General features: G+C 66.0%; 21 protein-coding genes and 2 pseudogenes. 16 read left to right on the top strand and 7 right to left on the bottom strand.

Annotated elements, in window-relative coordinates; genetic code table 11:
- Nucleotides 1-204 precede the first annotated feature (204 nt).
- Nucleotides 205-984 carry an SDR family oxidoreductase gene (locus G3A50_RS05160; protein WP_163077313.1) on the bottom strand — a complete coding sequence of 260 codons (780 nt, stop codon included), beginning with the start codon at nt 982-984 and terminating at the stop codon, nt 205-207.
- Complete coding sequence (locus tag G3A50_RS05155) at nt 984-1304, bottom strand: nuclear transport factor 2 family protein (protein WP_163074259.1); 321 nt, start codon at nt 1302-1304, stop codon at nt 984-986. Before G3A50_RS05155 ends, G3A50_RS05160 begins: the two co-directional genes overlap by 1 nt.
- Nucleotides 1305-1406: 102 nt before the next feature.
- On the opposite strand from G3A50_RS05155, the gene G3A50_RS05150 reads away from it, so the two are divergent.
- The gene (locus tag G3A50_RS05150; protein WP_163074258.1) at nt 1407-2324 is read left to right on the top strand and encodes a LysR family transcriptional regulator; all 918 of its coding nucleotides are present in this window, start codon (nt 1407-1409) and stop codon (nt 2322-2324) included.
- Between the two features lie 629 nt (nt 2325-2953).
- On the opposite strand, the gene G3A50_RS05145 is transcribed toward G3A50_RS05150, so the two are convergent.
- Nucleotides 2954-3826 (bottom strand): alpha/beta fold hydrolase, encoded by an 873-nt coding sequence (locus G3A50_RS05145; RefSeq protein WP_163074257.1) that lies wholly within the window; start codon nt 3824-3826, stop codon nt 2954-2956.
- Nucleotides 3827-4078: 252 nt separating this feature from the next.
- Between G3A50_RS05145 and G3A50_RS05140 the strand changes: the two genes are divergently transcribed.
- Nucleotides 4079-5773, top strand: a complete 1695-nt coding sequence (locus G3A50_RS05140; RefSeq protein WP_246252140.1) for a sensor histidine kinase — start codon at nt 4079-4081, stop codon at nt 5771-5773.
- Between the two features lie 16 nt (nt 5774-5789).
- Here the strand turns inward: G3A50_RS05140 and G3A50_RS05135 are convergent, their stop codons facing one another.
- Nucleotides 5790-5990: a hypothetical protein gene (locus G3A50_RS05135; protein WP_163074256.1), complete on the bottom strand. Its 201-nt coding sequence runs from the start codon at nt 5988-5990 to the stop codon at nt 5790-5792.
- Between the two features lie 391 nt (nt 5991-6381).
- Between G3A50_RS05135 and kdpF the strand changes: the two genes are divergently transcribed.
- The 6 genes from kdpF to G3A50_RS05105 are packed head-to-tail and all read left to right on the top strand — an operon-like array spanning nt 6382 to nt 14213.
- Nucleotides 6382-6471: a K(+)-transporting ATPase subunit F gene (gene kdpF / locus G3A50_RS05130; RefSeq protein WP_163074255.1), complete on the top strand. Its 90-nt coding sequence runs from the start codon at nt 6382-6384 to the stop codon at nt 6469-6471.
- Between the two features lie 21 nt (nt 6472-6492).
- Entirely contained in the window at nt 6493-8199 is a 1707-nt protein-coding gene (gene kdpA / locus G3A50_RS05125; protein ID WP_163074254.1) for a potassium-transporting ATPase subunit KdpA, read from the top strand.
- 10 nt (nt 8200-8209) lie between these two features.
- Nucleotides 8210-10246, top strand: a complete 2037-nt coding sequence (kdpB, locus tag G3A50_RS05120; protein ID WP_163074253.1) for a potassium-transporting ATPase subunit KdpB — start codon at nt 8210-8212, stop codon at nt 10244-10246.
- Nucleotides 10247-10255: 9 nt separating this feature from the next.
- A complete protein-coding gene (gene kdpC / locus G3A50_RS05115; protein WP_163074252.1) occupies nt 10256-10843 on the top strand; it encodes a potassium-transporting ATPase subunit KdpC in 588 nt (195 codons plus the stop codon).
- Nucleotides 10844-10845: 2 nt separating this feature from the next.
- Nucleotides 10846-13533, top strand: a complete 2688-nt coding sequence (locus G3A50_RS05110) for a sensor histidine kinase (RefSeq protein WP_163074251.1) — start codon at nt 10846-10848, stop codon at nt 13531-13533.
- Nucleotides 13530-14213 (top strand): response regulator, encoded by a 684-nt coding sequence (locus G3A50_RS05105; protein WP_163074250.1) that lies wholly within the window; start codon nt 13530-13532, stop codon nt 14211-14213. The genes G3A50_RS05110 and G3A50_RS05105 overlap by 4 nt, the downstream gene beginning before the upstream one ends.
- Before the next feature lie 170 nt (nt 14214-14383).
- Here G3A50_RS05105 and G3A50_RS05100 read toward each other — a convergent pair whose 3' ends face one another.
- Nucleotides 14384-15742: a sensor histidine kinase gene (locus G3A50_RS05100; RefSeq protein WP_163074249.1), complete on the bottom strand. Its 1359-nt coding sequence runs from the start codon at nt 15740-15742 to the stop codon at nt 14384-14386.
- Nucleotides 15739-16398 (bottom strand): response regulator transcription factor, encoded by a 660-nt coding sequence (locus G3A50_RS05095; protein ID WP_163074248.1) that lies wholly within the window; start codon nt 16396-16398, stop codon nt 15739-15741. The genes G3A50_RS05100 and G3A50_RS05095 overlap by 4 nt, the downstream gene beginning before the upstream one ends.
- 143 nt (nt 16399-16541) lie before the next feature.
- Here G3A50_RS05095 and G3A50_RS05090 point away from each other — a divergent pair, with 143 nt between their 5' ends.
- From G3A50_RS05090 to G3A50_RS05055, 8 genes and pseudogenes are all read left to right on the top strand, one after another.
- On the top strand, nt 16542-16856 hold the full coding sequence (locus G3A50_RS05090; protein ID WP_163074247.1) for a PepSY domain-containing protein: 315 nt from the start codon (nt 16542-16544) through the stop codon (nt 16854-16856).
- 166 nt (nt 16857-17022) lie between these two features.
- The gene (locus G3A50_RS05085; RefSeq protein ID WP_163074246.1) at nt 17023-17358 is read left to right on the top strand and encodes a hypothetical protein; all 336 of its coding nucleotides are present in this window, start codon (nt 17023-17025) and stop codon (nt 17356-17358) included.
- A gap of 42 nt (nt 17359-17400) precedes the next feature.
- Nucleotides 17401-17871, top strand: coding sequence for a DUF2271 domain-containing protein (locus G3A50_RS05080; RefSeq protein ID WP_163074245.1), 471 nt, complete (start codon nt 17401-17403; stop codon nt 17869-17871).
- A 10-nt stretch (nt 17872-17881) separates the two neighbouring features.
- Nucleotides 17882-20089, top strand: a complete 2208-nt coding sequence (locus G3A50_RS05075) for a PepSY domain-containing protein (protein ID WP_163074244.1) — start codon at nt 17882-17884, stop codon at nt 20087-20089.
- Nucleotides 20070-21044 (top strand): FAD:protein FMN transferase, encoded by a 975-nt coding sequence (locus tag G3A50_RS05070; RefSeq protein WP_163074243.1) that lies wholly within the window; start codon nt 20070-20072, stop codon nt 21042-21044. The genes G3A50_RS05075 and G3A50_RS05070 overlap by 20 nt, the downstream gene beginning before the upstream one ends.
- Before the next feature lie 5 nt (nt 21045-21049).
- Nucleotides 21050-22821 (top strand): annotated as a pseudogene (cadA, locus tag G3A50_RS05065) (cadmium family heavy metal-translocating P-type ATPase).
- A pseudogene (locus G3A50_RS05060) lies at nt 22818-23514 on the top strand (VIT1/CCC1 transporter family protein). Before cadA ends, G3A50_RS05060 begins: the two co-directional pseudogenes overlap by 4 nt.
- Nucleotides 23515-23632: 118 nt before the next feature.
- On the top strand, nt 23633-24988 hold the full coding sequence (locus G3A50_RS05055) for a ferredoxin reductase family protein (protein WP_163074242.1): 1356 nt from the start codon (nt 23633-23635) through the stop codon (nt 24986-24988).
- 352 nt (nt 24989-25340) lie between these two features.
- Here G3A50_RS05055 and G3A50_RS05050 read toward each other — a convergent pair whose 3' ends face one another.
- Complete coding sequence (locus tag G3A50_RS05050) at nt 25341-26270, bottom strand: LysR family transcriptional regulator (protein ID WP_163074241.1); 930 nt, start codon at nt 26268-26270, stop codon at nt 25341-25343.
- Nucleotides 26271-26386: the final 116 nt, after the last annotated feature.

Below are 26386 nucleotides of genomic sequence, written 5' to 3'. Positions count from 1 at the left end.
CACTGCGACCGGGCCGCCGGCCGAAGCTGGCGAAAGGGCGTTGCCGCATGGCGTTCTCCTTCGACGCCTCTGCGGCGTCTGAAGGTTAGACTCCGTGCCGCGCCGGTTATTCCGGTCCGGCACTGATTTTCTTCGGCTATTCGCATTCACATTGGTGTCGGGGGCCGTGAAGCCCGTCTCTATCGAAGCTATTGGATTCTTGGCCTAGGCGGTGGGAACCGTGCCGCCATCGATGACGTATTCGGTGCCGGTTATCGCCGCCGCGCGGTCCGAGGCGAGAAAGGCGATGAGGCTGGCGACTTCGTCCGGCTTGGCCGGGCGGCCGAGCGGAATGCCGCCCAGCGCGTCCATTATGATCTTCTTGCCGCCTTCGTAGTCCGTGCCGGCCTGCTCGGCCAGGCGCTGCGACAGACGCACCGCCGCTTCCGTCTCGATCCAGCCCGGGGCGACGCGAACCACGCGGACGCCCTTCGGGGATACTTCCTTCGACAGGGCCTTGCTGTAGGTCGAAAGCGCGGCTTTTGCGGCGGCATAGGCCGTTGTCGATTCCGGGAGCGGCAATACGCGCTGGATCGACGAGACATGAATGACGACGCCGCTTCCGCGCTCGACCATGCACGGGACGAGCTGCCGATCCAGCCGCACGGCAGGCAGCAGATTAAGATCGAGCTCCTTCTGCCACAGGGCATCGGTGAGCGCCGCAAAGCCACCTCCCGGCGCCGAGGACCCACCGAGCATGTGGACGATGATGTCCACGCCGCCCAGGCGCCGAAGGGTCGCCTCGGCGACGCTCGCGCAGCCCTCCTCGGTGGTCAGGTCCGCCGCGATGAAGAACTCCTCGGGCAAGTCCGCGGGGCGAGAGCGGGCCGTCGTCAGCACCCTGGCGCCGAGCGCGCCGAACAGTTCGACCGTCGCCGCGCCGGCACCCTTCGTTCCCGCAGTGATCAGGGCGCGCTTGCCGTTCAGGTTCAGAAAATCGGTCATCATCCGATTTCCAGTTCGACGATTTTGCCCTGCTCGAGGGTGAAGGCGAAGTCGAGCGTCACCGGGCTGTTGGGGAAATCCCCGGACACGAGCGCGCAGACGGAGACCTTGTCGCCACTTCCGGACATCTCGATGGGGGCGGTAACGTGGTGGGTCTTCTTCTTTGCCGCGACCCACCAACTGCGGATTGCGGGGATCCCCTCATGGACGGCGCCCTCATCCCTGACGGCCGCTCCGGCGGCAAACGCTGCCACCAGCGCATCGGGGTCGTTGCGACGTTCGGCGTCGAAATAGGCCTTCACACTTTCGGGCATATCCATCGTTTGGCTCCTCTCTGGGAATTTCTGATCGTCAGAATAGGGCTCGACGATTACTCACATAAGTGAGACAAAGTGGCATCTTGTATTGCGATTTTCGGGACAATGGACCGTGCTGGCCTGAGTGAACTGGAAGCGGTGATCGCGATTGCCCGGCGCGGAACCTTCCGCGCCGCCGCGATCGATCTTGGCATGTCCCCCACCGCGCTCAGCCATGCCATCGGTAAACTCGAGGCGAGCCTCGGCGTCCGCCTGTTCAACCGCACGACCCGCAGCGTGGCATTGACCGAGGCCGGCAAGCTGTTCGTCGAACAGGTGGGACCGGCGCTGCAGGACATTCACGGCGCGCTGGAGGCGGTGCGCTCCCACCGCGAGACACCATCGGGAACCATACGGATCAACGCGGCGCCTTTTGCCGCCCGCGCCATCCTCTCGCCGCTGGTGATCGAATTTATCCGTCGCTACCCCGACATGAGCGTGGATCTGGTCACCGAGGGGCGATTGGTCGACGTCGTTGCCGAGGGATTCGATCTCGGCGTGCGCGTCACCGGGCTGGTGCCCACGGACATGATCGCCTTGTCGCTCGGGCATCCGCAGCGCCACGCCATCGTCGGGTCGGCCGACTATTTCGCCCAGCATGAGAGGCCGCGCGTTCCGCCAGATCTGTTCGAGCACAGATGCATCCGCGTGCGCCTGCCGGACGGCGCGCTTTTTCGCTGGCGCTTTGAGAAGGACGGGGAGGCCGTCCAGATCGACGTGCAAGGCCCCCTCATCCTCGACGAAGCCGGCCTGGCCCGAACGGCCGTCCTGGAGAATATCGGCATTGGCTACTTCATGGAGCAGAGCGTTCTTGCCGACATAGAGGCAGGTCGCCTGATCCGGGTATTGGACGATTGGACTCCCCCCTATCCCGGGCTTTGTCTGTATTACCCCGGTCGCCGGAATCTATCGGCGGGCGTCAAGGCGTTCCTCATAATGGCGCGGGAGATGGCGGGCCGTCAGGGCATCTGCTCTGCCACTTGAAGATGTCGGCATGCGTCCTTCGGCTTCGGGTCGGCTGTGGGCTTTAGAGAGCCGTAGCGAAGACGTAGTTCTCAGTTTCATCAACGTCGGCGCGCCACTTTTCTTGTTTCTGATCTATTGCTTATGTGAGCGCCGACCCGGCCTTCAGCTTGCTAGCCAACTTGGAGTAAGCGGGAGGTAAGCAGTCGGCGGCATGCGGAGCGGCCCGACAGCCGGCGCGCTGATATTTCCGAAGATCTTCGGTGGCTTCGCCCCGGCCTCCTCGCCGGAATGGCCTGGGCGACACACAGCATTTTGGTTGATATTCGCGAGTAAGGACGCTCGTCAACGCTGCAGCGGCTCTAATTGCCCGTGACAGATTATCTGAAAGGTGCCCTAGCAATCACCGCGTTACTGCCTGATGGCGGCCTGCAACGTACCGTAAGTATCGGCGTGAAAAAAGGCGCGCCTGAACTGGACCGCCGTCACAGTACTTACATGAATAGATTAATCCAAATTTACTTGAAAAAATAACTTGTTGATAAACGGGGAGTCGTAGAGGAGTAGTGGAATAGAAATAAAAACTCCGATCTGGAGCCGGGATATATATTTTATCAGAAATAATATCATTAAATAACATGATTGCGCAACTAAGATCGAAACTCAATAAATCGTTCGACAAGTGAGTTGAATTTCAAGGGGCTTTCAAGAAACATGAAGTGCGATCCGCCATCTTCATCTTCGAATATTACCGATTGCGCCCCCGGGATGGTCCTGCCCATCGCCAGCATTGCTTGCCAAGGCACGATACTGTGGCGGGCGCCTATGCACAAGCATGGGCGGCTGATGCGCCTTATGACATCCTGCCAGTTCTTGAAGGCATGGTCGTAGAGCAGCCGTGCCGCATAGGTGCGTGGCAACAGGGCATTCTGTGCAAGTACCCAGGCAAAATCGTTTGCCGGATAATGGCGACTGAACATGCCGGTTACAAACGAACGGCTGAGCGAGCCGTCATCTTTCGCAAGACGCTCGACCAGATCGGTGGCCTCCTGTGCCGAGAGGATCGCTCCGGCGTTGAGGCGCTCTTCCTCGGACCAGCCCGGTTCGCCAACAATCGCCGAGGCCTGATCAACGAACACCATGCGATCGATGTTTGCGTCGCCAAACTGCTCGAGATAGCTCCAGATAACCGATGCCCCCATTGAGTGCCCGATCAGCGTGACGTCGTTTAGGTTGTGAGCCCGGATCAAGTCGTCCAGATCGGTGGCCAGACGCGAAATTCGATAGCCATGATCCGGCTTTTCACTGAGCCCGTGCCCCCGCATGTCAACCGCGATGACACGGTGCGTCGCGCTCAGGCTTTCGATCTGGAATTTCCATTCTTCCGCGGTTTGCGACCATCCGGGGATGAGAATGACGGGCCTGCCGGTTCCGGCCGTCAGAGTGTGCAGCAACACCCCGTCGCTGGTACGGAAGCTGCCATCGGTCCATGGTTTTACCTCGTGGCTGCTCATCCCATACATGATGCGCTCTCCTCCACCCGGGTCTAATCCATTGAAGTAGAAAGACGATTTGGATCGCCCGGTTCCGCTCGCCTACTGTAGGCTTAGGCTGCCGCTTCGCTCACATGCAACCGAAACTCTCGTACGGATTGGGCACAGGCGTTCAAGACAGGCAACCAGATTGCCCGGATTATAGACGTGATAGCGGTTGCAGATGTCGTATTCGACCGATTTGAGGGATAGGGAGCCGTGCCCGTGACGGATGCGCAGAGCGTGTCAAGAAGGCTGGAAGGTGCCGATAAGATCGTCTATCTGGCGGCCGCCATGGCGGCCGCAGGCGTGGTGTTCATCGCGGACCTTTGGCTTCCCGTTCACAGCGCAATCGCGGCGCTCTACATGATCGTCGTGGTGATCATCGCCGGAGGCGGCCTGCAAAAGCTGGTTGTTCCCGCGGGTGCGGCCTGTCTGATCCTGACGGTGATTGCCTATTTCATCTCGCCGGTCACGGCGGCGAATCCGCATGCGGCGCCCGATCTCATCATCAGCGACCTGGTGATCGCCTGCGTGACCGCGCTCGCCTTCCGGCTAAGCCTGCAGACCGCCCCTTTGATTGCCGCTGAGCGGGAGGCTCATGAGGCGCGCCGCATTTCGGAAGAGCGTTACTCCGCGATCTTCCATCAATCGCCGGTCTCGATCTGGGAATCAGACTGGACCCGCGTCTTTGCTCATATGCGGGCCACCGGCATCACGTCGGAATCGCTCAGGGCCAGCACCGACGCAATCTCGGTTCTGCGCAATCTGGGCTCGACGCACATCGCCAACAAGGCAACCGCCCGCCTGTTCGGCACCGACTCTCCCGACGCCATGGCCGGCAAGACCTTCGTCGCCCATTATATGCCCTCGACCGAAGCCGCCCTCGCCGAAATCTTCGCCACCTTCCTGGAGGGCGGGCAGATGCGGGAAGTCGAAACGCAGTTCCGTACCGCGAAGGGCAAGGTGATCGACGTGCTCTGGCGCGCCACGCTGTTGCAGGGGCAGAGCGAATGGTCGCGCGTGCTGATCACCGCCATCGACGTGACCGATCACAACCAAGCGCGCGCCAAGCTGGAGCAGGCCGCCGCCGATCTCGCCCATGCCGCGCGCGTCTCCACCCTCGGGCAGCTTTCTGCCTCCATCGCCCATGAGGTCAGCCAGCCGCTGGCGGCGATCAAGACCTATGGCGAATCCGCCAAGAGATGGCTCGCGGCCCCCACCCCCGACCTCACCGAGGTCGGGCTGTGCCTCGATGGCGTCGTCGCCAACAGCACGCGGGCGTCGGAAATCCTGGCCCGCGTCCGCTCTCTGGCACGCAAGGACACGCCCGAGCCGGAGCCGTTCGATCTGGCGGGCCTCATCGCGGAATCCGTCCGCATGCTGCAACGCGAGGCGAACGCCCACGCCACCCATATACGCGAGCTGGTCGAGCCGGGATTGCCGGTGGCCTTCGCCAATCGTGTGCAGATTCAGCAGGTGGTGGTGAACCTGGTGCTCAATGCGATCCAGGCCATGGACAAAATCGACGGCCGGCCTCGCGAGGTCGTCATCTCGCTGAGCATGGCACCGAATCAGATGGTGAATATCGAAGTGCGCGACAATGGCACCGGCATCGCGCTGGAAAATCCCAACGAGATCTTCCAGCCCTTCCACACCACGAAGGCCAACGGCATGGGGATGGGGCTCGCTATTTGCCGCTCCATCGTCGAGGCCCATGGCGGCGCGATCCGGGCCGAAAACAATATCGGCATGGGCGCGGCCGTCTGCTTCACCGTGCCGACGGAGGTGCGCATCGCCGACACCACGCAACGTCACCCCCTGGGTGACGTTGGCCGGGCGAAAGACCCCATGGCCAGCTCCACTATCGCCGCCGGCGAACTGAGCCGGAAATTGGGGGATTCGCCGCAGGGCTTCACAACCCCGACCAAGCACTGATCCGCCGCGTGTGACTTTACCGCGCCAGCTGCTCGCGCTGTTTCAGCAGCTCGTCGAGCAGCTGCTGCTGTTGCGCCATTCGCTCGGCGGCGAGGTCCTCGTCGGCGGCGCCGGAATAGGCGACGGCCTGCTCGGTCAGCTCCGACAGATTGCTGCGCAGGATGGCAATGCGTTCATCGAGCGCGATGAGAGTGGCGGCGTCATGATCCGAGACCATTTTCTGGACCGCCGGAAGCTGGAGGAGGATCAGATCAGATCAACGCTATCTTGGCGTCGATGTGGAGGACGCGCTCCTCCTGGCTGAGCGGACTGAAATCTAGGGAGTTCCGCGGCCACGGAGGTAGACATCTCTCGTTACACTCCGTGGTAGCTGTCGATAATCCCGACCTTTTCCGCGGAGCGTTTATCTTCCCGACTGCGTTTACGCGTTGTTTACGCCGATCCCGTCGATGGCACATCGCGCGTTGATGCTTCTGCGCTATAGATAGGAAGCTCCTGACAACACGGAGCGTTCCATGCTCGACATCCTCTACATTGCGCTGGCCGCCAGCTTCTTCGTCGCGGCCGCTGCCTCCGTCCGCCTGCTCGAGCGGCTCTGAGGTAACGCCATGGCCTTCGACCTCCTCGTCGGCGGCGCGGTTGCCGCTCTCCTCCTCGTCTATCTCGCTTACGCGCTGGCGCGACCCGAGCGGTTCTGATCGCGCGCAAGGACACGTCTCATGGCACCCGACATTCTCCAGTTCGTTCTCTACGCAGCACTCGTCACTGCACTTGCCTGGCCCCTCGGCCTCTATCTCGCCCGTGTCTTTGAAGGCGGCAGCACATGGCTCTCGCCGGTCCTTGCACCCGTCGAGCGCGGGTTCTTCGCGCTGGCGGGCATCAGGCCGGACCAAAGCCAGCACTGGACGCGTTATGCGCTCTCGGTGCTCACCTTTAGCCTCGGTTCCTGGGCGCTGCTTTACGCGATCCTTCGCATCCAGCACCTGCTGCCGCTCAATCCGGCAGGTCTCGGGCCGCTTTCGCCGGAGCTTGCCTTCAACACGGCCGTGTCGTTCACGACCAACACCAACTGGCAGGCCTATGGCGGCGAGACAACCATGTCCTACTTCAGTCAGATGGCCGGCCTGACGGTACAGAATTTCCTCTCGGCCGGCGTCGGCATGGCGGTGTGCGCGGCGATCATACGCGGCTTCTTCGCCCGCGAGCAGAAGGCACTCGGCAATTTCTGGGTCGACCTGACCCGGTCGGTCCTCTACTTACTTCTGCCGATGTCGATCCTGCTGACGCTGTTCCTGGTCTGGGAGGGCGTGCCGCAGAACCTGATGGCCTATGTCTCGGCGACCACCGTCGAAGGCGCCCAGCAGACCATTGCGCAGGGGCCGGCGGCCTCGCAGATCGCCATCAAGCAGCTCGGCACCAATGGCGGAGGGTTCTTCAACGCCAACTCGTCGGTGCCCTACGAAAATCCGACGCCGCTCTCCAACCTCGTCGAGATGTTGTCGATCCTCCTGATTCCGGCCGCCTTCTGCTTCATGTTCGGGAAGATGGTCCGCGACATGCGCCAAGGTGTCGCGATCTTCGCGGCGATGGGCATCCTTTTTCTCGGCGCGCTTGCGCTCACCTATGGTTCCGAAGTCTCCGGCAACCCCGCCTTCGCTTCGCTTCCCGTCGAGCAGTCGGCCGGCAACATGGAAGGCAAGGAGGTCCGCTTCGGCGTCGGCAATTCGGCGCTCTGGGCCACCGCGACGACCGCGGCATCCAACGGTTCCGTCAACGCCATGCACGATAGCTTCATGCCGCTCGGCGCACTCGCCCCGATGCTTCTGATGCAGATCGGCGAGGTGGTGTTCGGCGGCGTCGGCTCCGGCTTCTACGGCATGCTGTCCTTTGTCGTGCTTACCGTTTTCCTCGCCGGCCTGATGGTCGGCCGCACGCCGGAATATCTCGGCAAGAAGATCGAGGCGCGCGAGGTCAAGCTCTCCGTCATCGCCTTCCTGGTCATGCCGATCGGCGTACTGGGTCTCGGCGCGCTTGCCGCCGTACTGCCGATTTCGCTGTCGTCACTGCAGGATGCAGGACCGCACGGCCTGTCGGAGATCCTCTATGCTTACTCGTCGGCGACCGGCAACAACGGCTCGGCCTTCGCCGGATTCGGCGCCAACGTGCCCTATCACAACACCATGCAGGGCATCGCCATGCTGCTCGGCCGCTTCGTCTACATCGTGCCGATGCTGGCCGTAGCCGGTTCGCTGGCGGCGAAGAAATCCGCGCCGCCTTCGAGCGGCACTTTCCCGACGCACGGACCACTCTTCATCACCCTCCTGGTCGCCGTGATCCTGATCTTCGGCGGACTGACTTTCTTCCCGGCGCTGGCGCTGGGTCCGATCGCCGAGCAAGTCTCGATGCTCGCCGGACAAACGTTTTGAGGCACATCCCATGCGCAAGAAACCCGACATTTCCCTCTTCGACTGGCGCGTCACCGCTCCGGCGCTCACCGCAGCGCTCGCCAAGCTCGACCCCCGTGTCATGGCGAAGAACCCCGTCATGTTCGTCACCGAGGTCGTGGCGGCACTGTCGACGCTGCTCTTCCTCCGCGACCTCTTCCTTGGCGCCGACACCGCGGCCGTGGTCGGACAGATCGCGGCGTGGCTCTGGTTCACCGTCTACTTTGCCAATTTCGCAGAAGCGATGGCGGAAGGACGCGGCAAGGCCCGGGCCGACACGCTGCGCGCCACCCAGTCCGAGACCCCGGCGCACAAGCTCGCCTCGATCACGGCCGAGACATATGAAACGGTTTCGAGCCGCTCCCTCAAACCGGGCGAACTCGTCCTGGTGAAGGTCGACGACATCGTGCCGGCAGACGGCGAGATCGTCGAGGGCATCGCCTCCGTCGACGAGAGCGCGATCACGGGCGAATCGGCTTCGGTGATCCGTGAGGCGGGCGGCGACCGGTCGGCAGTGACGGGCGGCACACGCGTGGTGTCCGACTGGATCAAGGTGAAGATCACCTCGAAGCCAGGTGAGAGCTTCCTCGACCGCATGATCGCGATGGTCGAGGGCGCGGAACGCCAGAAGACCCCTAACGAGATCGCTCTCAACATCCTGCTCGCGGGTATGACGATCATCTTCCTGATCGTGGTCGTTACGCTTGAGCCTTTCGTGATGTACTCCGGAGCGGCCGTTTCGGTCGTATTCCTGATCGCCCTGCTGGTGACACTGATCCCGACCACCATCGGCGGCCTCCTCTCGGCGATCGGTATCGCCGGCATGGACCGGCTGGTGAAGTCGAACGTCATCGCCAAGTCCGGCCGGGCGGTGGAGGCGGCGGGCGACGTCGACGTCCTGCTTCTCGACAAGACCGGCACCATCACTTACGGCGCACGACAGGCCGATGCCTTCGAGACCCTGCCGGGGATATCGCGGAGCGAGATGGCCGAGGCCGCCTTGCTCGCCTCGCTCGCCGACGAGACTCCCGAAGGCCGGTCGATCGTCGATTTAGCCCGCAGGCAGCTCGGCAGGGCGTTCGATGGGTCCGACGCCATTGTGGACACGATCCCCTTTTCGGCCAACACCCGCATCTCGGGCGCGGACCTGAAGGACGGTGTGCGGCTCCGCAAGGGCGCTGCCGATGCCATCCTCACCTGGTGCGGGCTCGTCGCGACGCCGGAATTGCGCGCCGTCGTCGAAGGCATCGCCAAGTCCGGCGGCACGCCTCTTCTCGTCGCGCGCGACAAGGCCGTGCTGGGGGTCATTCATCTGAAGGACATCGTCAAGCCCGGCATTCGCGAGCGTTTCGCCGAACTGCGTCGCATGGGCGTTCGTACGGTGATGATCACCGGCGACAATCCACTGACTGCCGCGGCGATTGCGGCCGAAGCTGGCGTCGATGACTTCCTCGCCGAAGCCACCCCGCAAAAGAAGCTCGAGTTGATCCGCAGGGAGCAGGCACTGGGCAAGCTCGTCGCCATGTGCGGCGACGGCTCGAACGACGCCCCAGCGCTCGCCCAGGCCGACGTCGGCGTCGCCATGAACACTGGCACGCCAGCCGCCAAGGAAGCAGGCAACCTGATCGACCTCGACAGCGACCCGACCAAGCTGATCGAGATCGTGCTGGTGGGCAAGCAACTGCTGATCAGTCGCGGTTCGCTGACGACCTTCTCGCTCGCCAACGATGTGGCGAAGTATTTCGCCATCCTGCCCGCGCTGTTCGTCACCGCCTATCCGGCACTCGACGCGCTCAACATCATGCACCTCGGCAGCCCCGGCAGTGCGATCCTGTCGGCCGTCATCTTCAACGCGCTGATCATCATCGCGTTGATTCCGCTGGCGCTGCGCGGCGTGAAGTACCAACCCGCCACGGCGGCGAGCCTCCTGCGCCGCAACCTTCTCGTCTATGGCCTTGGCGGGTTGATCGTTCCCTTCGTCGGCATCAAGGCGATCGACCTGATTGTCAACGCCGCCGGCATCGTATGAGGTGAAACCATGATTGCCGACCTCAGACCCGCGCTGGTCATGCTCTTGCTCTTCACCGCTTTGACCGGCCTCGCCTATCCGCTGGCGATGACAGGCGCCGCGCAGGCCCTGTTTCCCGCACAGGCCAACGGCAGCCTCATCGAAAGGGGGGGCGAGGTTGTCGGTTCAGCGCTTGTCGGCCAGGCCTTCACGGGCGAGGCCTATTTCCACGGCCGGCCGTCCGCCGCGGGCAGCGGCGGCTACGATGCGGCCTCGACCGGAGGCAGCAATCTCGGACCGACCTCGAAGGCGCTCGTCGAACGGGTAACCGGCGATGCTCAGCGTGCCAGTGCTCAGAATGGCGGCGGCCGGGTTCCGGTTGATCTCGTCACCGCCTCGGGCAGCGGCCTCGACCCGGACATTTCACCCGAAGCCGCATTCTTCCAGGTGGCACGCGTCGCAGCCGCTCGAGGCGCGGATGCGAGTGCAATTCGTGATCTTGTGGCCGAACGGGTCGAGGGTCGCACCCTTGGCCTCCTCGGCGAACCGCGCGTCAACGTGCTCCTGCTCAATCTCGCTCTCAACGAGCGGTTCCCCGTTCCGCCGGCCGGGGAGTGACGATGGAGAAGGTTAGCCGCCCGGAACCGGAAGCCCTTCTCGCGGAAGCCGCGAAGGAGGGACGCGGGCGGCTGAAGATCTTCCTTGGTGCGGCCCCAGGCGTCGGCAAAACCTACGCCATGCTTGAGGCCGCACGGCGACGCCGGGCGGACGGTCTCGACGTCGTGGTCGGTGTCGTCGAGACGCACGGCCGTGCCGAGACCGAGCGCCTCGTTGCCGGGCTCGAGGTCGTCCCGCGCGCGCAGATATCGTATGGTGGACGCGTGCTCGCCGAAATGGACCTCGACGGCATCATCGCCCGACGCCCGAGACTGGTCCTCATCGACGAACTGGCCCACACCAACGTCCCCGGCAGCCGCCACGCCAAGCGTTGGCAGGACGTGGAAGAGCTGCTGGCGTCGGGCATCGACGTCTATTCGACGCTGAACATCCAGCATCTCGAAAGCCTGAACGACGTCGTCGCCCGCATCGCTCGGGTGAAGGTGCGCGAGACGGTCCCGGACAAGGTGTTGGAACTCGCCGACGATATCGAACTGATCGACCTGCCGCCGGACGAACTCATCGAGCGGCTACGGGAAGGCAAGGTTTACATCCAGGACCAGATTGCACGCGCGATCCAGAACTTCTTCGCGAAGGGCAACCTGACTGCCCTGCGCGAGCTGGCGATGCGCGTCGCCGCCGATCGGGTCGACGCGCAGATGGCGGCGCACATGAAGACCCATGCGATCCCCGGCCCGTGGCCCGCGCAGGATCGGGTGCTCGTCTGCGTCAACGAGGCGCCTGTCTCCAAGGCGCTAGTCAGGGCCGCCAAGCGTATGGCCGAGCGCTCCCGCACCGACTGGATCGCGGCAAGCGTGGCGACACCACATTCCGAGCAGTTGCCGGATGCCGCCAAGGATTCGATCGCCGAGACGCTGCGGCTGGCCGAATCCCTAGGCGCGGATATCTCGACGATCAACGCCGAGAGCCATGTCGCCGACGAGATTCTTGCCTTCGCTCGAAGTCGGAACGTCTCGCGCATCGTGATCGGGCGACCCCGGCCCCGGCGCTTCACGGCATGGTTCTTCCGCGAGACCGTTGCCGAGGAGATCGTCCGGAAGGCCGAAGACTTCGAAGTCACCATCGTGTCCCCTGATCCCATCGAGGCGCGCAAGGCAGCCATCCGGGCGCCGCGCCTGGCGATAGAGCGCGACCCGAAGGCCTATCTCTGGGCGACCCTGGCAGTGGTTGCCTCCGGCATGATCGCCATGGTCGTCAGCCGGCACTTCCCGGTCGAGAGCCTGTCGCTGTTCTTCCTAGTGGGGGTGCTCGCCGTGGCGAGCCGGTTCGGTCTCTGGCCGTCCATCTATGCCAGCGTGCTCGCCTTTCTTGGCTACAACTTCTTTCTCACCGAGCCCTACTACACGTTCGAGGTCGCCCACCAGAACGTGGTGCTGACGCTCTTTCTGTTTCTCCTCGTCGCAATCGTCACAGGTAACCTTGCGGCCCGACTGCGCAACCAGGCACTTGCCCAAAGGGCGATCGCAAAAAGAACGGCGAACCTGTTCGATTTCTCGCGGAAGGTCGCGAGCGTCGCCTCGCTGGACGACGTGGTCTGGGCGGCGGTCACCCATGTCGCCTCAACCATGCAGTGCTCCTCCATGATACTCATGCCGGACGCGTCGGGCCAGCTCGCGATCATAGGGGGCATGCCGCCCGAGGACCAACTCGAACCGCGCGACCGCGGCGCGGCGGAGTGGGCCTGGGACAAGCGTGAACCTGCGGGCTGGTCGTCGCAGACCCTGCCATCTGCAACGTGGCTCTTTCTTCCGATGAAAAGTGCGGACCGGATCCACGGCCTGCTCGGCGTCCAGTTCGGCACACGCCAATACATCACAACTGAAGAGCGCCGGCTGTTGGATTCTCTCGTCGATCAGGTTGGCCTTGCCATCGAGCGTACTAAGCTCGCCTCCGACATGGAGCAGACGCGCCTCCTGGCGGAGACGGAGAGTCTTCGCGCCGCCTTGCTGTCCTCCGTCAGCCATGATCTCAGGACACCGTTGGTCTCGATCATCGGTGCGGCGACCTCGCTGATCGACGCGGACGAAGCGCTCGGAACCTACGGCCGCAGGAGTATGGCCGAGACCATCCGCGATGAGGGTGAACGGTTGAATCGCTATGTCCAGAACCTTCTCGACATGACAAGACTCGGCTACGGTGCGCTCAAGGTCGCCCGGCAGCCGGTCGACCTCCGCGAGGTGGTGGGTAGGGCCTTGCGACGGCTTGATCGCGATCTCTCCGCGCACCGCGTCGTTCGGGACCTGCCAGCCTCCCTCCCGGAGGTGTCTGGCGACGCCGTCCTTCTTGAGCAGGTGGTGACGAACATTCTGGACAATGCCGCGAAATACGCGCCCCCCGGTTCGGAGGTCACCCTGTTAGCCGAAGCGACCGGAAGTGGGGTCGCGTTAGCCATAGAAGACGAAGGCCCGGGCATACCCGAGAACGACCGCGCCCACGTCTTCGACATGTTCTTCCGCGTCCGCGCAGGCGATGGCCAGCCCGGCGGGACCGGCCTGGGGCTCGCGATCGCCAAGGGGATCGTCGACGCACATGGCGGATCGATCCGCGCCGAGGCGGCCATGAAGGATGGCAGCGGGACCCGGATTGTCGTGACCCTTCCCGCCGCAGCAGCACCCGGTGTGTCCGCATGAACACTGGCCGAATCCTCCTGATTGAGGACGATCCGGGCATCAGGAAATTTCTCCGCGTGGCACTTGAGGCGCAGGGCTTCGCGATGGAGGAGGAGGCGTCGGGGAAGGGCGGCATCGCCAGAGCGGCGACCGCCCAACCCGATCTCGTCGTGCTCGATCTTGGCCTACCCGACATAGACGGCAAGGCGGTCGTCGCTCGAATCCGAGAATGGTCCCAAGTGCCGATACTGATCCTTTCGGTGCGTCAGGCCGAGGAGGAGAAAGTCGCAGCCCTCGATGCTGGAGCCAACGACTATGTCGTCAAGCCTTTCGGTATCGCCGAGATGCTGGCACGGGTCAGGGTGCTACTTCGATCAGCCTCGGGAGGTACTGCACCGGAAACGGAAGTCGTACGCCGCGACCTGCGCATCAATCTCGCCAACCACGAGGTCGCGCTTGCAGGCGAGCCGCTCAAGCTCACGCGCAAGGAGTTCGACATCCTCGCGCTACTCGCCCGCAACGCGGGGCGCATCGTCACCCATCGCCAACTGCTCGCCGACATCTGGGGACCGGCCCACGAGCACGACCTCCCGTACCTGCGCGTCTTCATCGGCCGGCTTCGGGCAAAGCTCGGCGACGACCCGGCATCGCCTCGCTTCATCCTGAACGAGCCTGGAGTCGGATACCGATTTCTGGAATAGCGCGTCGGTCAGTCCGGCCGTCGGGCGAACGGCAGCTTCCCTCATTATCGCCACCGTAAGCCGACGGTCTCCTTACGGCCCCACACCGGACGTTGGGATACGCGCTTGGCAAGGTCTGCTTCGTCCGCCTTGACGCCATTGAACCCAAACGACAGGGATCAGGGCCGGTATCAAGGCCATGTCGTCACCTCGACATTCCCGGTGGTTGCAAACCTGACACTGGCTTCGAAGCCCGATTGCCTGCCGAGCCTCGGCGACCGAAGCGTCAGCGCGCTGCCTATGCGCTCGGCGATGGTCGACACGATCGACAGGCCTATCCCGCTGCCGCGAGCCGAGGTTCCGGCCCGCTCGAAGCGGCCGGCGAGTTTGGCCAGCGTCTCGGGCGGGACGACGGGGCCGTCATTTGACACCGTCAGCAGCCCGCCGGGGTCGAGGGCCACCTCGACGGGCGACGACGGGTTGCCATGGCCGAGGGCGTTCTCGACGAGATTGCGGCACACGATCCCGGCGGCGTCGGGATCGATGTCGGACATCACGGGGGTCTCGGGCATGCGCAGGGACAGCCTGTCCTGCGGCACGCTCCTGTGCATGTCGTCGATCACGACCCGCAGGGCGTCGCGCAGGTCCGACGTCCGGTCGAGCCGTAGCCGGCCGCCCTCCGCGCGGGCAAGCTGCATGAGGCGCTCGGCGCGCGCCGTCAGCCGCTTGAGCGTCGCCTCGATGTCGGCTCCCCGCCGGGCGATGTGTGGCTCCCCGGTCTCCTTCTGGATGCGCTGGGCCTGGGCGATCGCGCCGGCGAGCGGAGTCCTGAGCTCATGGGCGGTGTTGGCGGCGAGGCTGCGTTCCGCCGCGAAGGCCGCCCTGAGCCTGTCGAGCAGCGCGTTCAGCGTGGCGGCGAGCGGGGCGACCTCGCTGGGCAAGTCGTCGGAGGCGACGGGCCCGAGGTCCTTCTCGCTGCGGGTCTCCAGCAGCTCGCGGAACGCCCGCAACGGCCACATGCTCCGGCGCACCGCGAGCATGACGGCGGCGAAGGCAGCCGGGATAACCAGGAGGATCGGCAGGCCGAGGCCGATCTGGATCTCCCGCGCGACCCCGGCCTCGTGGGCGAGCGGCTCCGCCACCGTGATGCGGATGGTGCCTTGCAGGGCCTCCTCGCTGTACAGGCGGTGCGTCGCGGTCCGGCCGAATCCGGGACCGCTATAGGGCGGGAAGACCGACAGGTCGGCGGCGTGGGACTGGAGCAGGACCTTGCCCCTGTCGTCGCGGACCAAATAGGTCAAGAGCTCGTCATGGCCGTGGATCGCGCCGAGCCGCTGGCTGGCGACATCCCCCTCCTCACGGCCGATGATGTCCATGGCCGCAAGGGGAAGCAGGCGCTGCGCCGTCTCCTGCAGGGAGGAATCGAAGACCTCCCCGATCTCGTGCCGCAGCAGCACGGCGGTCGTCCATGCCGCGCCGACCCAGATCACCAGCAGCACCGCACCGAGCGACAGCAGGAGCCGGCCCTGGAGGCTTCGCGGGCGCCTCATGCCGCGGCCAGCCGGTAGCCGAGGCCGCGCTCGGTCTCGATCAGGTCGGCGCCGAGCTTCTTGCGCAGCCGGCTGACATGAACCTCGATCGTGTTGCTCTCCACCTCGGCATCGAAGTCGTACAGCTTTTCCTCCAGCTGCGCCTTGGAAAGCACCTGGCCGGGCCGGGCGAGGAACGCCTCCAGCAGCGCCCATTCGCGGGCCGTGAGCTGCACCGGCCGGCCCTCCCGGCGCACGCTCCGGCGGGCGATGTCGATGTCGAGCGAATGATGCCGGATGATCGGGTTGGGATTGCCGGAATAGCGGCGGGCGACCGAGCCGATGCGCGCCGACAGTTCGTCGAGGTCGAACGGCTTGACCAGATAGTCGTCCGCCCCGGCGGTCAGGCCCTCGATCCGGTCCGACACCTGGTCGAGCGCCGTCAGGATGATCACGGGCGTGACGTTCCCCGCGGCGCGCAGGGCGCGCAGGAACACGATCCCCCGGCCGTCGGGGAGCATCAGGTCGAGCAGGATCAGGTCGTAGGCGGCGCCCGCCATGGCGGCGCGGGCCGCGTCGATCCGCGTGACCCAGTCGGTGGAGTGAGCGTCGCCGACGATCTGGTCACGCACCGCCGCGCCCAGCACGCCGTCGTCCTCTATCAGCAGGATTCGCATCGTCCTTCGCCTTTCACGGCTCTTGCCTTCCTTGACGGTTCTTCCTGACACCGCGCTGACGCAGATCGCACGCGAGCTTCAGGATGCCGTCAGCTTGGCCACCCAGGCTTGTCGCAGATCAAGGTGGAAAGGAGTTCCGGCCCGTGCGCCTCGCCCTGAGAATTCTCGCATGTATCGCGATCCTCCCGGTGGGGCAGGCGCTCGCCGACGACGACTGCTTCGCGCCGATGGTGGACTGGAAGCCGAAGGAGGCCGTCGCCGCGCTCGCCGCCCGGAACGGCTGGACGGTGCGCCGGATCAAGATCGACGACGGCTGCTACGAGATCGACGGCACGGACGGCGAAGGCCAGCGGATCGAGGTGACGGTCCATCCCTCCACCCTCGACGTCCTCGAGATCGAACGCAAGGATGACACCGGCCACCGGCGCCGCGGCGGGGAGGATCGCGGCGGCGATTGAGCGGCCACGGGCCGGCCCGGGCCCAGCACGGAAGACCAATCCGGCCCCGTCTCTCGGCGGGGCCTTTCGATTCCTGACAGCAGGCTGAAGCAGAAAATCGGTTTGCGTCAGGAACGGATCAGGCAGGGCGCCCAGAACGGTTCCAGCAGAGAAAGGAGACCCTGCCATGAAAAAGACCCTTGCCATCCTCTTCGCCTCCACCGCCCTGACCGCCGGGATCGGCTTTCCCGCGTGGAGCGCGATGCACGAGACCACCCTCTTCGAAGGGCTGAGTGACGCCGTACTGGATGCCGGCCAGGATCTCGGCGTGGTGCTGGCCAGCGACGATGATGACGACGACCGCGACCATGGACGCCAGTTCCGGCGCGGGGACGATGACGAAGACGACGAAGACGATTCCCGCGGCGACAGCGTCTCCGCACCGGCGCCGGCGGGCAGCGTCGCTCCCCCGAACAATGGCCTCTTCGGCAACGGCGCGGCACCCAAGGCGCAGGTGAACTGAGCCCACCGCCCTTCATCCACGCCAGATCGAGAGAACCAGACGATGAGAAACATCCTCGCCGCCCTGGCGCTGACCACGGCACTCACGCTTCCCGGCATCGCCATGGCGCGGCCGGTGACCCTGACCACGACGCTGAAGAACTATGGCGGTAACGGCGCCTACCTCGCCATCTACGTCACCGACCCGAAGGGGGCCTATGCCGGCAGCCTGTGGATGGCCGGAACCAAGTCCAAATACTATGGGCACCTGTCCGACTGGTATCGCGCGACCGGCGGCAACACCGCCGAGATCAACGGCATCACCGGGGCGAGCGTCGGGGCCGGCCGCCGGCTGGCGATCACCCTCGACCTCGCCGACGCGCTCTTCGACGCCGGCTACACGCTCCATGTCGATGCGGCGGTCGAGGACATGCGCGACAGCCCCAACGAGATCGCCGTGCCGCTGACCGCGAAGGGAGCGGGACAGCCCGTCCAGGGCCGCCGCTATATCGCGCATTTCAGCTACGGCATGTAGGGGGACACGCATGCTCCGCGCCCTCCATCGCTGGCCGGGCCTGCTGGCCCTCGCCCTCGTGACGCTGCTCGCGGTGAGCGGCGCGGCGCTGTCCGTCTTCCCGGCGGCGGAACGGATAGCCGCGCCGCAGGCGGAAGCGGCCATGAGCGTGGCCGACCTCGCCGCGCGCATCCGGTCCGCCCATCCGGGCGTCGAGCAGATCAGGCGCGCGCCCTCCGGGCGCATCACCGCGTACTGGTTCGACGGCGGGACGCCGGGTTCCGCGGTCATTGACCCGGCGACGGGGGCAAGCGTCGCTTCGGCCGATCCCAACCCGTTCCAGCGTTGGCTCACCAATCTGCACCGTTCGCTGTTCCTCGATGATGCCGGCCGCATCGTCATGGCAGTGGGGGCGGCGGCGATGCTTGTCCTCGCAATCTCCGGCTTCGCGCTAGTCGCGCGGCGCGCGGGCGGATGGAGACGCTGGCTGGCGCCGCTGCGCGGGCCTCTGGCTGGGCGTGTCCATGTCGAGCTTGCGCGAGCCGCCGTGCTCGGCCTCCTGCTGTCGTCGGCGACGGCACTCTGGATGACGGCCTCGACCTTCGGCCTCCTTCTCGACGAGGGAGCCCCTCCGGAGCCGCCTTCCGCGGTGAGCGGCGCGACCGGCGCCCCGCTGGCCTCCATGCCGCTGCTCGCCGCGACGCCCGTATCGAGCCTGCGCGAGCTGAGCTTCCCCTATCCTCTCGACGCCACCGACGTCTTCACGCTCAAGACCGACGATGGGGCCGGCTATATCGACCAGGGCACCGGGGCGACGCTCGGCTGGGCGGGGCTCAGCGGCTGGGAGCGGGTCTCGGAGACCGTCTTCATGCTCCACACCGGACAAGGCGCCCCGCTTCTCGGCCTGCTGCTCGGGCTCACGGCGTTGGCTGTCCCGGCGATGGGCGTCACGGGGCTCTCCATCTGGCTGGCCGGCCGCACCCATCGCCCCGGGATCCGCGACAACGCCGCGCCGGGCCGTGCGGAGACGATCATCCTCGTCGGCAGCGAAGGCGGCTGCAGCTGGGGATTTGCCGCGACGCTGCACGCGGCGCTGACCCGCGCCGGGCAGCGCGTCCATGCGGCGCCGATGTCGGCGTTCGACCCCGCCCGCTTTTCCGGGGCGCGGCGCTACCTCGTGCTGGCCGCGACCTATGGCGACGGCGACGCCCCCGCTTCGGCGAAAGGGTTCCTCGACCGCCTGGACCGGCTTTCCGCCGTGCCGGCCGCGCCGGTGGCGGTGCTGGGCTTCGGCGACCGGTGCTTTCCGGCCTTCTGCGCCTATGCCAAGTCGGTCGCCGCCGCGGCGGAAGCCAAGGGCTGGCAGCTCCTGCTGCCTTACGAGACGGTGGACCGCCAGTCGCCGCAAGAATTCGCGCGCTGGGGTCGCGCGCTGGGCGAAGCGCTCGGCATTGCGCTGGAGCTCGACCACCAGCCTGTCCGGCCCGCGACGAGCGCGCTCACCCTCGTGTCGCGCCGCGACTATGGCCACGACGTCCAGGCACCCACCGCCATCCTGCGCTTCGCACTGCCGCGCCTCTCCATGTGGCAGCGCCTGACGGGGCAGGGATTTGCCCGCTTCGAGGCCGGGGACCTCGTCGGCGTCGTGCCGGAGGGATCGCCCATGCCTCGCTTCTATTCGCTCGCCTCGGGCCGCCGGGACGGCTTCGTGGAGATCGTGGTGCGCCGGCATGTCGGCGGCCTCTGCTCGAGCGTGCTCACGGCGCTGGAGCCCGGCGGGACGGTCGCCGCCTTCATCCGCCGCAATCCCGGCTTCCATGCGGCCCGCGACCGCAAACCCCTGATCCTGATCGGCGCCGGAACCGGCATCGGGCCGCTCGCCGGCTTCATCCGCGCCAACGCCTCGCGCCGCCCGATCCACCTGTTCTTCGGCATGCGGCATCCCGAGAGCGACTTCCTCTATCGCGAGGAGCTGGAAGGCTGGGCGGCCGGGGGCCGGCTCCGCCATCTGTCCACGGCGGTCTCGCGCGGCGCGCGGCCGCGCCATGTCCAGGACGCGCTGGTCGCCGAGCAGCTCGAAGTCATCCGCGCGATCCGGGAAGGCGCGCATGTCATGGTCTGTGGCGGGCGGCAGATGGCGGCCGGGGTCGCCGAGGCGATGACGCGGATGCTGGAACCGCTCGGCCTGTCGCACCAGCTTCTCAAGGCTGAGGGACGCTATGTCGAAGATGTCTACTAATCTCGCACGGTGCACCCTTAACGGCCCGACGATGGGGACGCGCTGGTCCGCGCTTTTCCATGCTCCCTCCGGCTTCGATGCCGGTGCCGTTCAGGCGGATTTGCAGGCGGCGATGGACGAGGTCGATGCGCAGATGTCGACATGGAAACCCGACAGCGAGCTGATGCGCCTGAACGGGACTCCGGCGGGGGAATGGGTGAGCGTTCCGGCACGCCTTCTGGATGTGCTCCGGCTGGGCTTGGCGATCGGTCGCGCCTCCGGCGGCGCATTCGACATCGGCATGGGCGACGCGGTCATCGCGTGGGGCTTCGGCGCCGCGCAAGCAAGTCCGAACCGCATCCGCAGCGCAATAAAGGCCCGGCGCGTGCCCGCCCATGACGCGCTCGAAATCGACGGAACGAGGGTCCGCAAGCGCGTGCCGATCACGCTCGACCTCAACGGCATCGCCAAGGGATATGGCGTGGACCGCCTCGCCGGTATTCTCGGCGGCGCCGGCATCCGCGATGGGCTCGTGGGCATCGACGGCGAGATGCGGGCCATGGGCCTGAGGCCCGACGGCGAGGCCTGGACGGTCGCGGTGGAGCAACCGGACCCTGAGCGTCGCGCCCCGCATTCGCTGCTGGCGCTGGAGGATTGCGCCGTCGCCACCTCCGGCGACTACCGCCACTGGATCGACGTTCAGGGCCGGCGCCTCTCCCATACCATGGACCCCGCCCGCAGCGCCCCGCTTGCGCACTCTCCGGCTTCGGTCACCGTGCTCGCGCCGACATGCGCGGAGGCCGATGCCTGGGCGACCGCGCTGATGGTGCTCGGCGCCGAAGATGGCGGGGAACTCGCCCAGCGGCTGGGGATCGATGCCCTGTTCCTGCTTCGCGGCGCCTGTGGCATCCGTTCCTGTGGGACCGGACGCCTGTTCGGGGACGCAACGATGGCGGTTCGGCCGTGGGGAGGTTGAACGCGGTGGAGCATTCGAACGGGGACAGGCTGAAGATCGCGCTGCCGCTGGTGGGGCTCGGCGGCCTCGCGACCGGCCTCGTCCTCCATGTCGCGGGAAGGCCGGATCGCGCGCAGATCGTCCGGTTCGCGGGCGTCGTTCCCGTCCTCGCCGCGCTTCTGGTGGAGATCCTGCGCAGCCTGTGGCGCGGCGAGGGCGGGCTCGACATCGTGGCGGCGCTGTCCATGTCCTCCGCCCTCGCCTTGGGGGAGACGCTGGCGGCGGCGGTGGTCGCCGTCATGTATTCCGGCGGCACCTTCCTCGATAGCTTCGCCGAGGGCCGGCCCGCCGGGAGATGCGCGATCTCCTCTCACGGGTCCCACGCATGGCGACGAGATATCGCGACAACGGCCTGGTCGACGTGCCGCTCGACGACATCGTGCCCGGCGACCGCCTGCTGATCCGGCAGGGCGATGTGGTCGCCGCCGACGGCACCGTGGTGTCCGCTTCGGCCTTCCTCGATACCTCCACGTAGACGGGTGAATCGCTTCCTGTCCGCATCAACGCGGGCGGCGAGGCGACGAGCGGCTCGACCAATGCGGGCGAGGCCTTCGACCTGATCGCCTCGCCGCCCGGCGAAGGACAGCACCTATGCGGGCATCGTCCGACTGGTGGAGGAAGCTCAGCGGTCGAAGGCGCCGATGTCGCGGCTGGCGGACCGCTGGTCGCTCGGTTTCCTGGCCGTCACCGTCGGGCTTGCCTTCGCTGCCGGGTGGTTCACCGGCGACACGATCCGCGCCGTCCTCGTCGTCGCGACGCCCTGCCCGTTGATCCTTGCCGTTCCCGTCGCCCTGGTGGCCGGGCTGTCGCGCGGCGCATTTCGGCGTGCTGACCAAGGGCGCGGGTGCCTTCGAAACCATGGCGAACATCCGGACGCTGATCCTGGACAAGACCGGCACGCTGACCAACGGCCAGCCATATCGGCTCGGCATGGACAACGACGATATCCTCCGCCTTGCCGCGGCCCTCGAACAGGCTTCCAAACACCCTATGGCGCAGGCGATCGTCATCGCCGCCAGAACGAGGCGCCTGTCCCTCCCCGCGCCGTCGGAGGTGACGGAAGGCCCAGGCGAGGGGGTGGCCGGATATGTGGAGGGCCGCTCCGCCCTCGTCGGCGGGGCCGGTGCGCGTGGCAGTCGGCATAGACGGCCAGCTGGCGGGACATCTGATCACGGACGACCCGCTGCGCGACGGCGCGCGGGATATGCTGTCCGGCCTGCGCGGCCAGGGCGTCGAACGGATCCTGCTGGCCACGGGGGACCGCCGCGAGGTGGCCGAGCGCGTGACGCCGGTCCTCGGCCCCGACGGCATCCGTGCGGGCCTGATCCCGGACCAGAAGGTCCTGCTGGTGCTCAACGAGCACACGCGGGGGCCGGTGATGATGGTCGGGGACGACGCGAATGACGCGCCTGCGCTCGCGGCGGTCGCTGTGGACGTCGCCATGGACGCGCGCGGCGCCGCCTCCGCCGAAGCCGCCGAGGTGGTTCTGCTCGTTGATCGCATCGATCGGCTGGGAACCGGGATGGAGATCGCGCTGGAGAGCGTCGTCGCCGGCATGGTGGCGGCGGCGCTCGGTTCTCTCACGCCGGTGCAGGGAGCCCTGCTCCAGGTGGCGATCGACGGCGCCGTCATCCTTAATGCCCTCAGGGCGCTCCGCATTGCCCCGGCGGGCAGGCCGCCATCTGCATCGGCTCCCATCATCCCGCAAACCAGCCTTCCAGGAGTGCATCCGAAATGAGCCGTCTTTCGCATTCGGAAATCCACATGATCCACCGGATCGGCTGGCGCCGCGGTGCTCGGTGCGAATGACGGGATCGTCTCGACGTCGAGCCTCGTCGTCGGCGTGGCGGCGGCCGGATCGGGATCGACCGAGATCCTGATCGCGGGACTGGCTGGCCTCGTGGCGGGTGCGATGTCGATGGCCGCCGGTGAATATGTCTCGGTCAGCTCCCAGACGGACGCCGAGAACGCCGACCTTGCCCGCGAGAAGCGCGAGCTCGCCGAGATGCCCGATGCGGAGCTGGAGGAACTGACGCAAATCTATGTAGACAGGGGGCTCGACCGCACGCTCGCGGAACAGGTCGCCGCGCAGCTGACGGAACGCGACGCCATGGGAGCCCATGCGCGTGACGAACTCGGCATCTCCGAGACCGTCGCCGCCCGTCCGGTACATGCGGCCATCATCTCGGCGCTCACCTTTGCGGCGGGAGCGGTCGTGCCGGTGCTCGTCGCCCTGGTGTCGCCCGCCGAAAGGACAAGCGTCCTGGTCGCGGCCTCGACGCTCGTGGCGCTGGCCATCCCGGGCGGCCTCGGCGCCACCACCGGGGGAGCCGGCGTGGTGCGCGGGGCCCTTCGCGTCACCTTCTGGGGTGCACTTGCCATGGGCGTGACCGCCGCGGTCGGGATGATCTTCGGGGTTCAGGCCGGATAGCGAGCCTTCCGTCCACGACCTCATCCCTCGCATGGTCGCCTCCGCCTTGAGGTCGCTCAATGCGGCAGGCAGGCGCAGGATGTCTGTTTCGCGAGGCTACCCGAGGAAAGTCCGAGACATGCGACACATCAAGCTGGCGCTTTTTGCCATCCTCGCCCTTCCATCCGCGTTGTGGCTCGCTGCCGAGCCTGGGGTGTTCCAGTCGAGCGGCTTCTTCGCGGCGAGGGCAGCTGCCGTGCAATATACCGGCGTCCTCGCGATCGCGGCCATGAGCGTGGCGATGATGCTCGCGCTGCGCCCGCGCTGGCCCGAGCGGTGGACGGGCGGACTGGACAAGATGTATCGCCTCCACAAATGGCTTGGCATCACCGCGCTCATCGTCGCCATCGTCCATTGGCTGTGGGCGCAGGGGCCGAAATGGGCGGTAGGATGGGGGCTTCTGGAACGGCCGGTGCGGGGTGGCGTCCGGCCGGTCCCAGCGAACCCATTGGAAGCCCTATTCTCAAGCCTGCGCGGTACCGCCGAGGACATCGGCGAATGGGCCTTCTATGCCGCTGTGGTGCTGATCGCGCTGGCGTTGATCCGCGCCTTTCCCTACCGCTGGTTCTACAAGACCCACCGCCTGCTAGCCGTCGTCTATCTGGTGCTGGCGTTCCACGCGGTGGTGCTGCTGGATTTCGCCGACTGGATGACGCCGCTCGGCGTCGCGACGGCCCTGCTTCTGGCCGGCGGCGCCTATGCGGCCGGGATCGTGCTGCTGCGCCGCGTGGGCACGGCGCGACAGGTGACGGGGCGGATCGCCGAGTTCCGATACTATCCGGGCGTGAAGACGCTCGAAACGATCATCGATGTGCCCAGCGGCTGGCCGGGGCATCGGGCGGGCCAGTTCGCTTTCGCCATGTCGGATGCGTCCGAAGGCGCGCATCCCTACACCATCGCCTCCTGCTGGCACCCGGACCATCCGCGGATCGCCTTCATCACCAAGGAGCTGGGCGACCACACCGGCCGGCTGCGCGAGAAACTGCGCGCTGGCCAGGAGGTGCGGGTGGAAGGCCCCTATGGCTGCTTCACCTTCGACGACGATTGTCGCCACCAGATCTGGATCGGCGGCGGCATCGGCATCACGCCGTTCGTCGCCCGGATGAGGCATATGGCCCTGCGCGGCGACGCACCCGATTGGCCGGAAGGACAGACGGCGGACCTGTTCCACGCCACCGACGATGTGGACGAGGTCGCGCTGGCGAAGCTCGCGCAGGACGCGCGGACCGCCGATGTGCGCCTGCATGTCCTGATCAGCCCCCGCGATGGCCGACTCACCGGTGCCCGCATCCGGGAGGAAGTGCCGGACTGGCGCGAGGCGAGCATCTGGTTCTGCGGCCCCGCCGGCTTCGGGGAAGCACTGCGACGGGACTTCGCCGCTCAGGGCTTTCCCATTGAGGCACGCTTCCATCAGGAACTGTTCGACATGCGGTGAATGACCGGTTCTCAGTGACAATGTCCGCAAATGGCGCAGCCCCCAACTTCCGCTAGCGGCGCCAAAGGTGCCGACGTGCCCCACCTCGCAAATGTCCACCTTTGGGCCGCGGTCGTTACCAGATGAATGGCCGAGTTGGCGGCGCAAAGCAGCCACTCGCGGCGGGGTGCCGAAAGGGCCGTTTTGGGTCAACACACGTCAAAGGGCTATAGCGTACACATCGTTCTCTTCTTGATCGCTCGCGGCCCGCCACCTTGGCCAAAATCGCCTTTTCGGCGAACGATTTGCTGCCGATAGCCCGATATTCCCGCCGATCAACGCATGATTTCGTGCGGGGAGGCAGACCAACAACTCAACCCGGAGAGACGGTTGTCTGGGAAGGCGTTTCGCAGCGGGTTGAGAATAAGCGCTCCCCGATAAAGTCGACGAAGACTCTGACTTTCGGCGAGAGGTTGCGGTTGGAGGGCCAGATCAGGCTGAAATGGCCGGGAGCATCGATATGGTTGTCGAGCAGGGTGCGAAGCTCACCTTTCGCGAGGGGATCCCGCGCCAGGAAGTCCGGCATGCAGCCGATGCCTAGCCCGGTAATGATGGCGCCGCGCAGCGCCTCCATATTGTTGCAGGTCAACACCGTGCGCGTACGCAGATCCGATTCGTCAGTCGGAAGCGTGAGCGGCCAGGCCTGTATCTTGCCGCTGTTGGGATAGCGAAAGCGGATGCCGAGATGCCGGTCGAGGTCGCGCGGACACTCTGGCGTGCCGTGCCGCTCAAGATAGGAGGGCGCGGCGCAGAGCAGCATCTGGAATGGGCGCAAGGTCCGCGTCATCAGGCGCGAATCCGGAAGTTCGCCGCTGCGGATCGCAACATCGACGCCCTCGTCGATCAGATCGACAAGGCGGTCATTGAAGTCGATATCCACATCGATCTCGGGATAGCGCGTCATGAAGTCCGGCAGGACCGGTAACAGCAGGTGGTAACTCACGATTGGGGTGCTGACACGCAGGCGCCCCCGTGGTGCGTCCGTCGTGCGGGCCAGCATGGCGCGGGCGTCGTCGAGATCATCGAGGATGCGCCGGCAGCGCTCGTGGAAGGCGCGACCCTCTTCGGTCAGCCGCAGGCTGCGCGTGGAGCGCTGAAACAGGCGGATGCCGAGTTGCTGTTCGAGCTTGGTCACGGCCTTGCCAACCGCGGACGCGGAGAGGCCGAGCATGCGTCCGGCCGCCACGAAGCTGCCGAGATCGGCAGTTCGGACGAAGGCCATCAAGCCGCTGAGCGAGTCCATTTAGGCCCTTTCGACACAGGGGTATTCGAGCGTTCTGTTCCGATAAGATCGGAATAGGCGGTTTATTGGCAGAGATTCCCTCAAGATTATCCTGTTTCGACAGAATGGCGAGCGCG

Source organism: Ancylobacter pratisalsi (assembly GCF_010669125.1).
Classification (GTDB): Bacteria; Pseudomonadota; Alphaproteobacteria; order Rhizobiales; family Xanthobacteraceae; genus Ancylobacter; species Ancylobacter pratisalsi.
The sequence above is the reverse complement of the archived record's forward strand: the minus strand, read 5'-3'. Positions and strand labels throughout refer to the sequence as shown.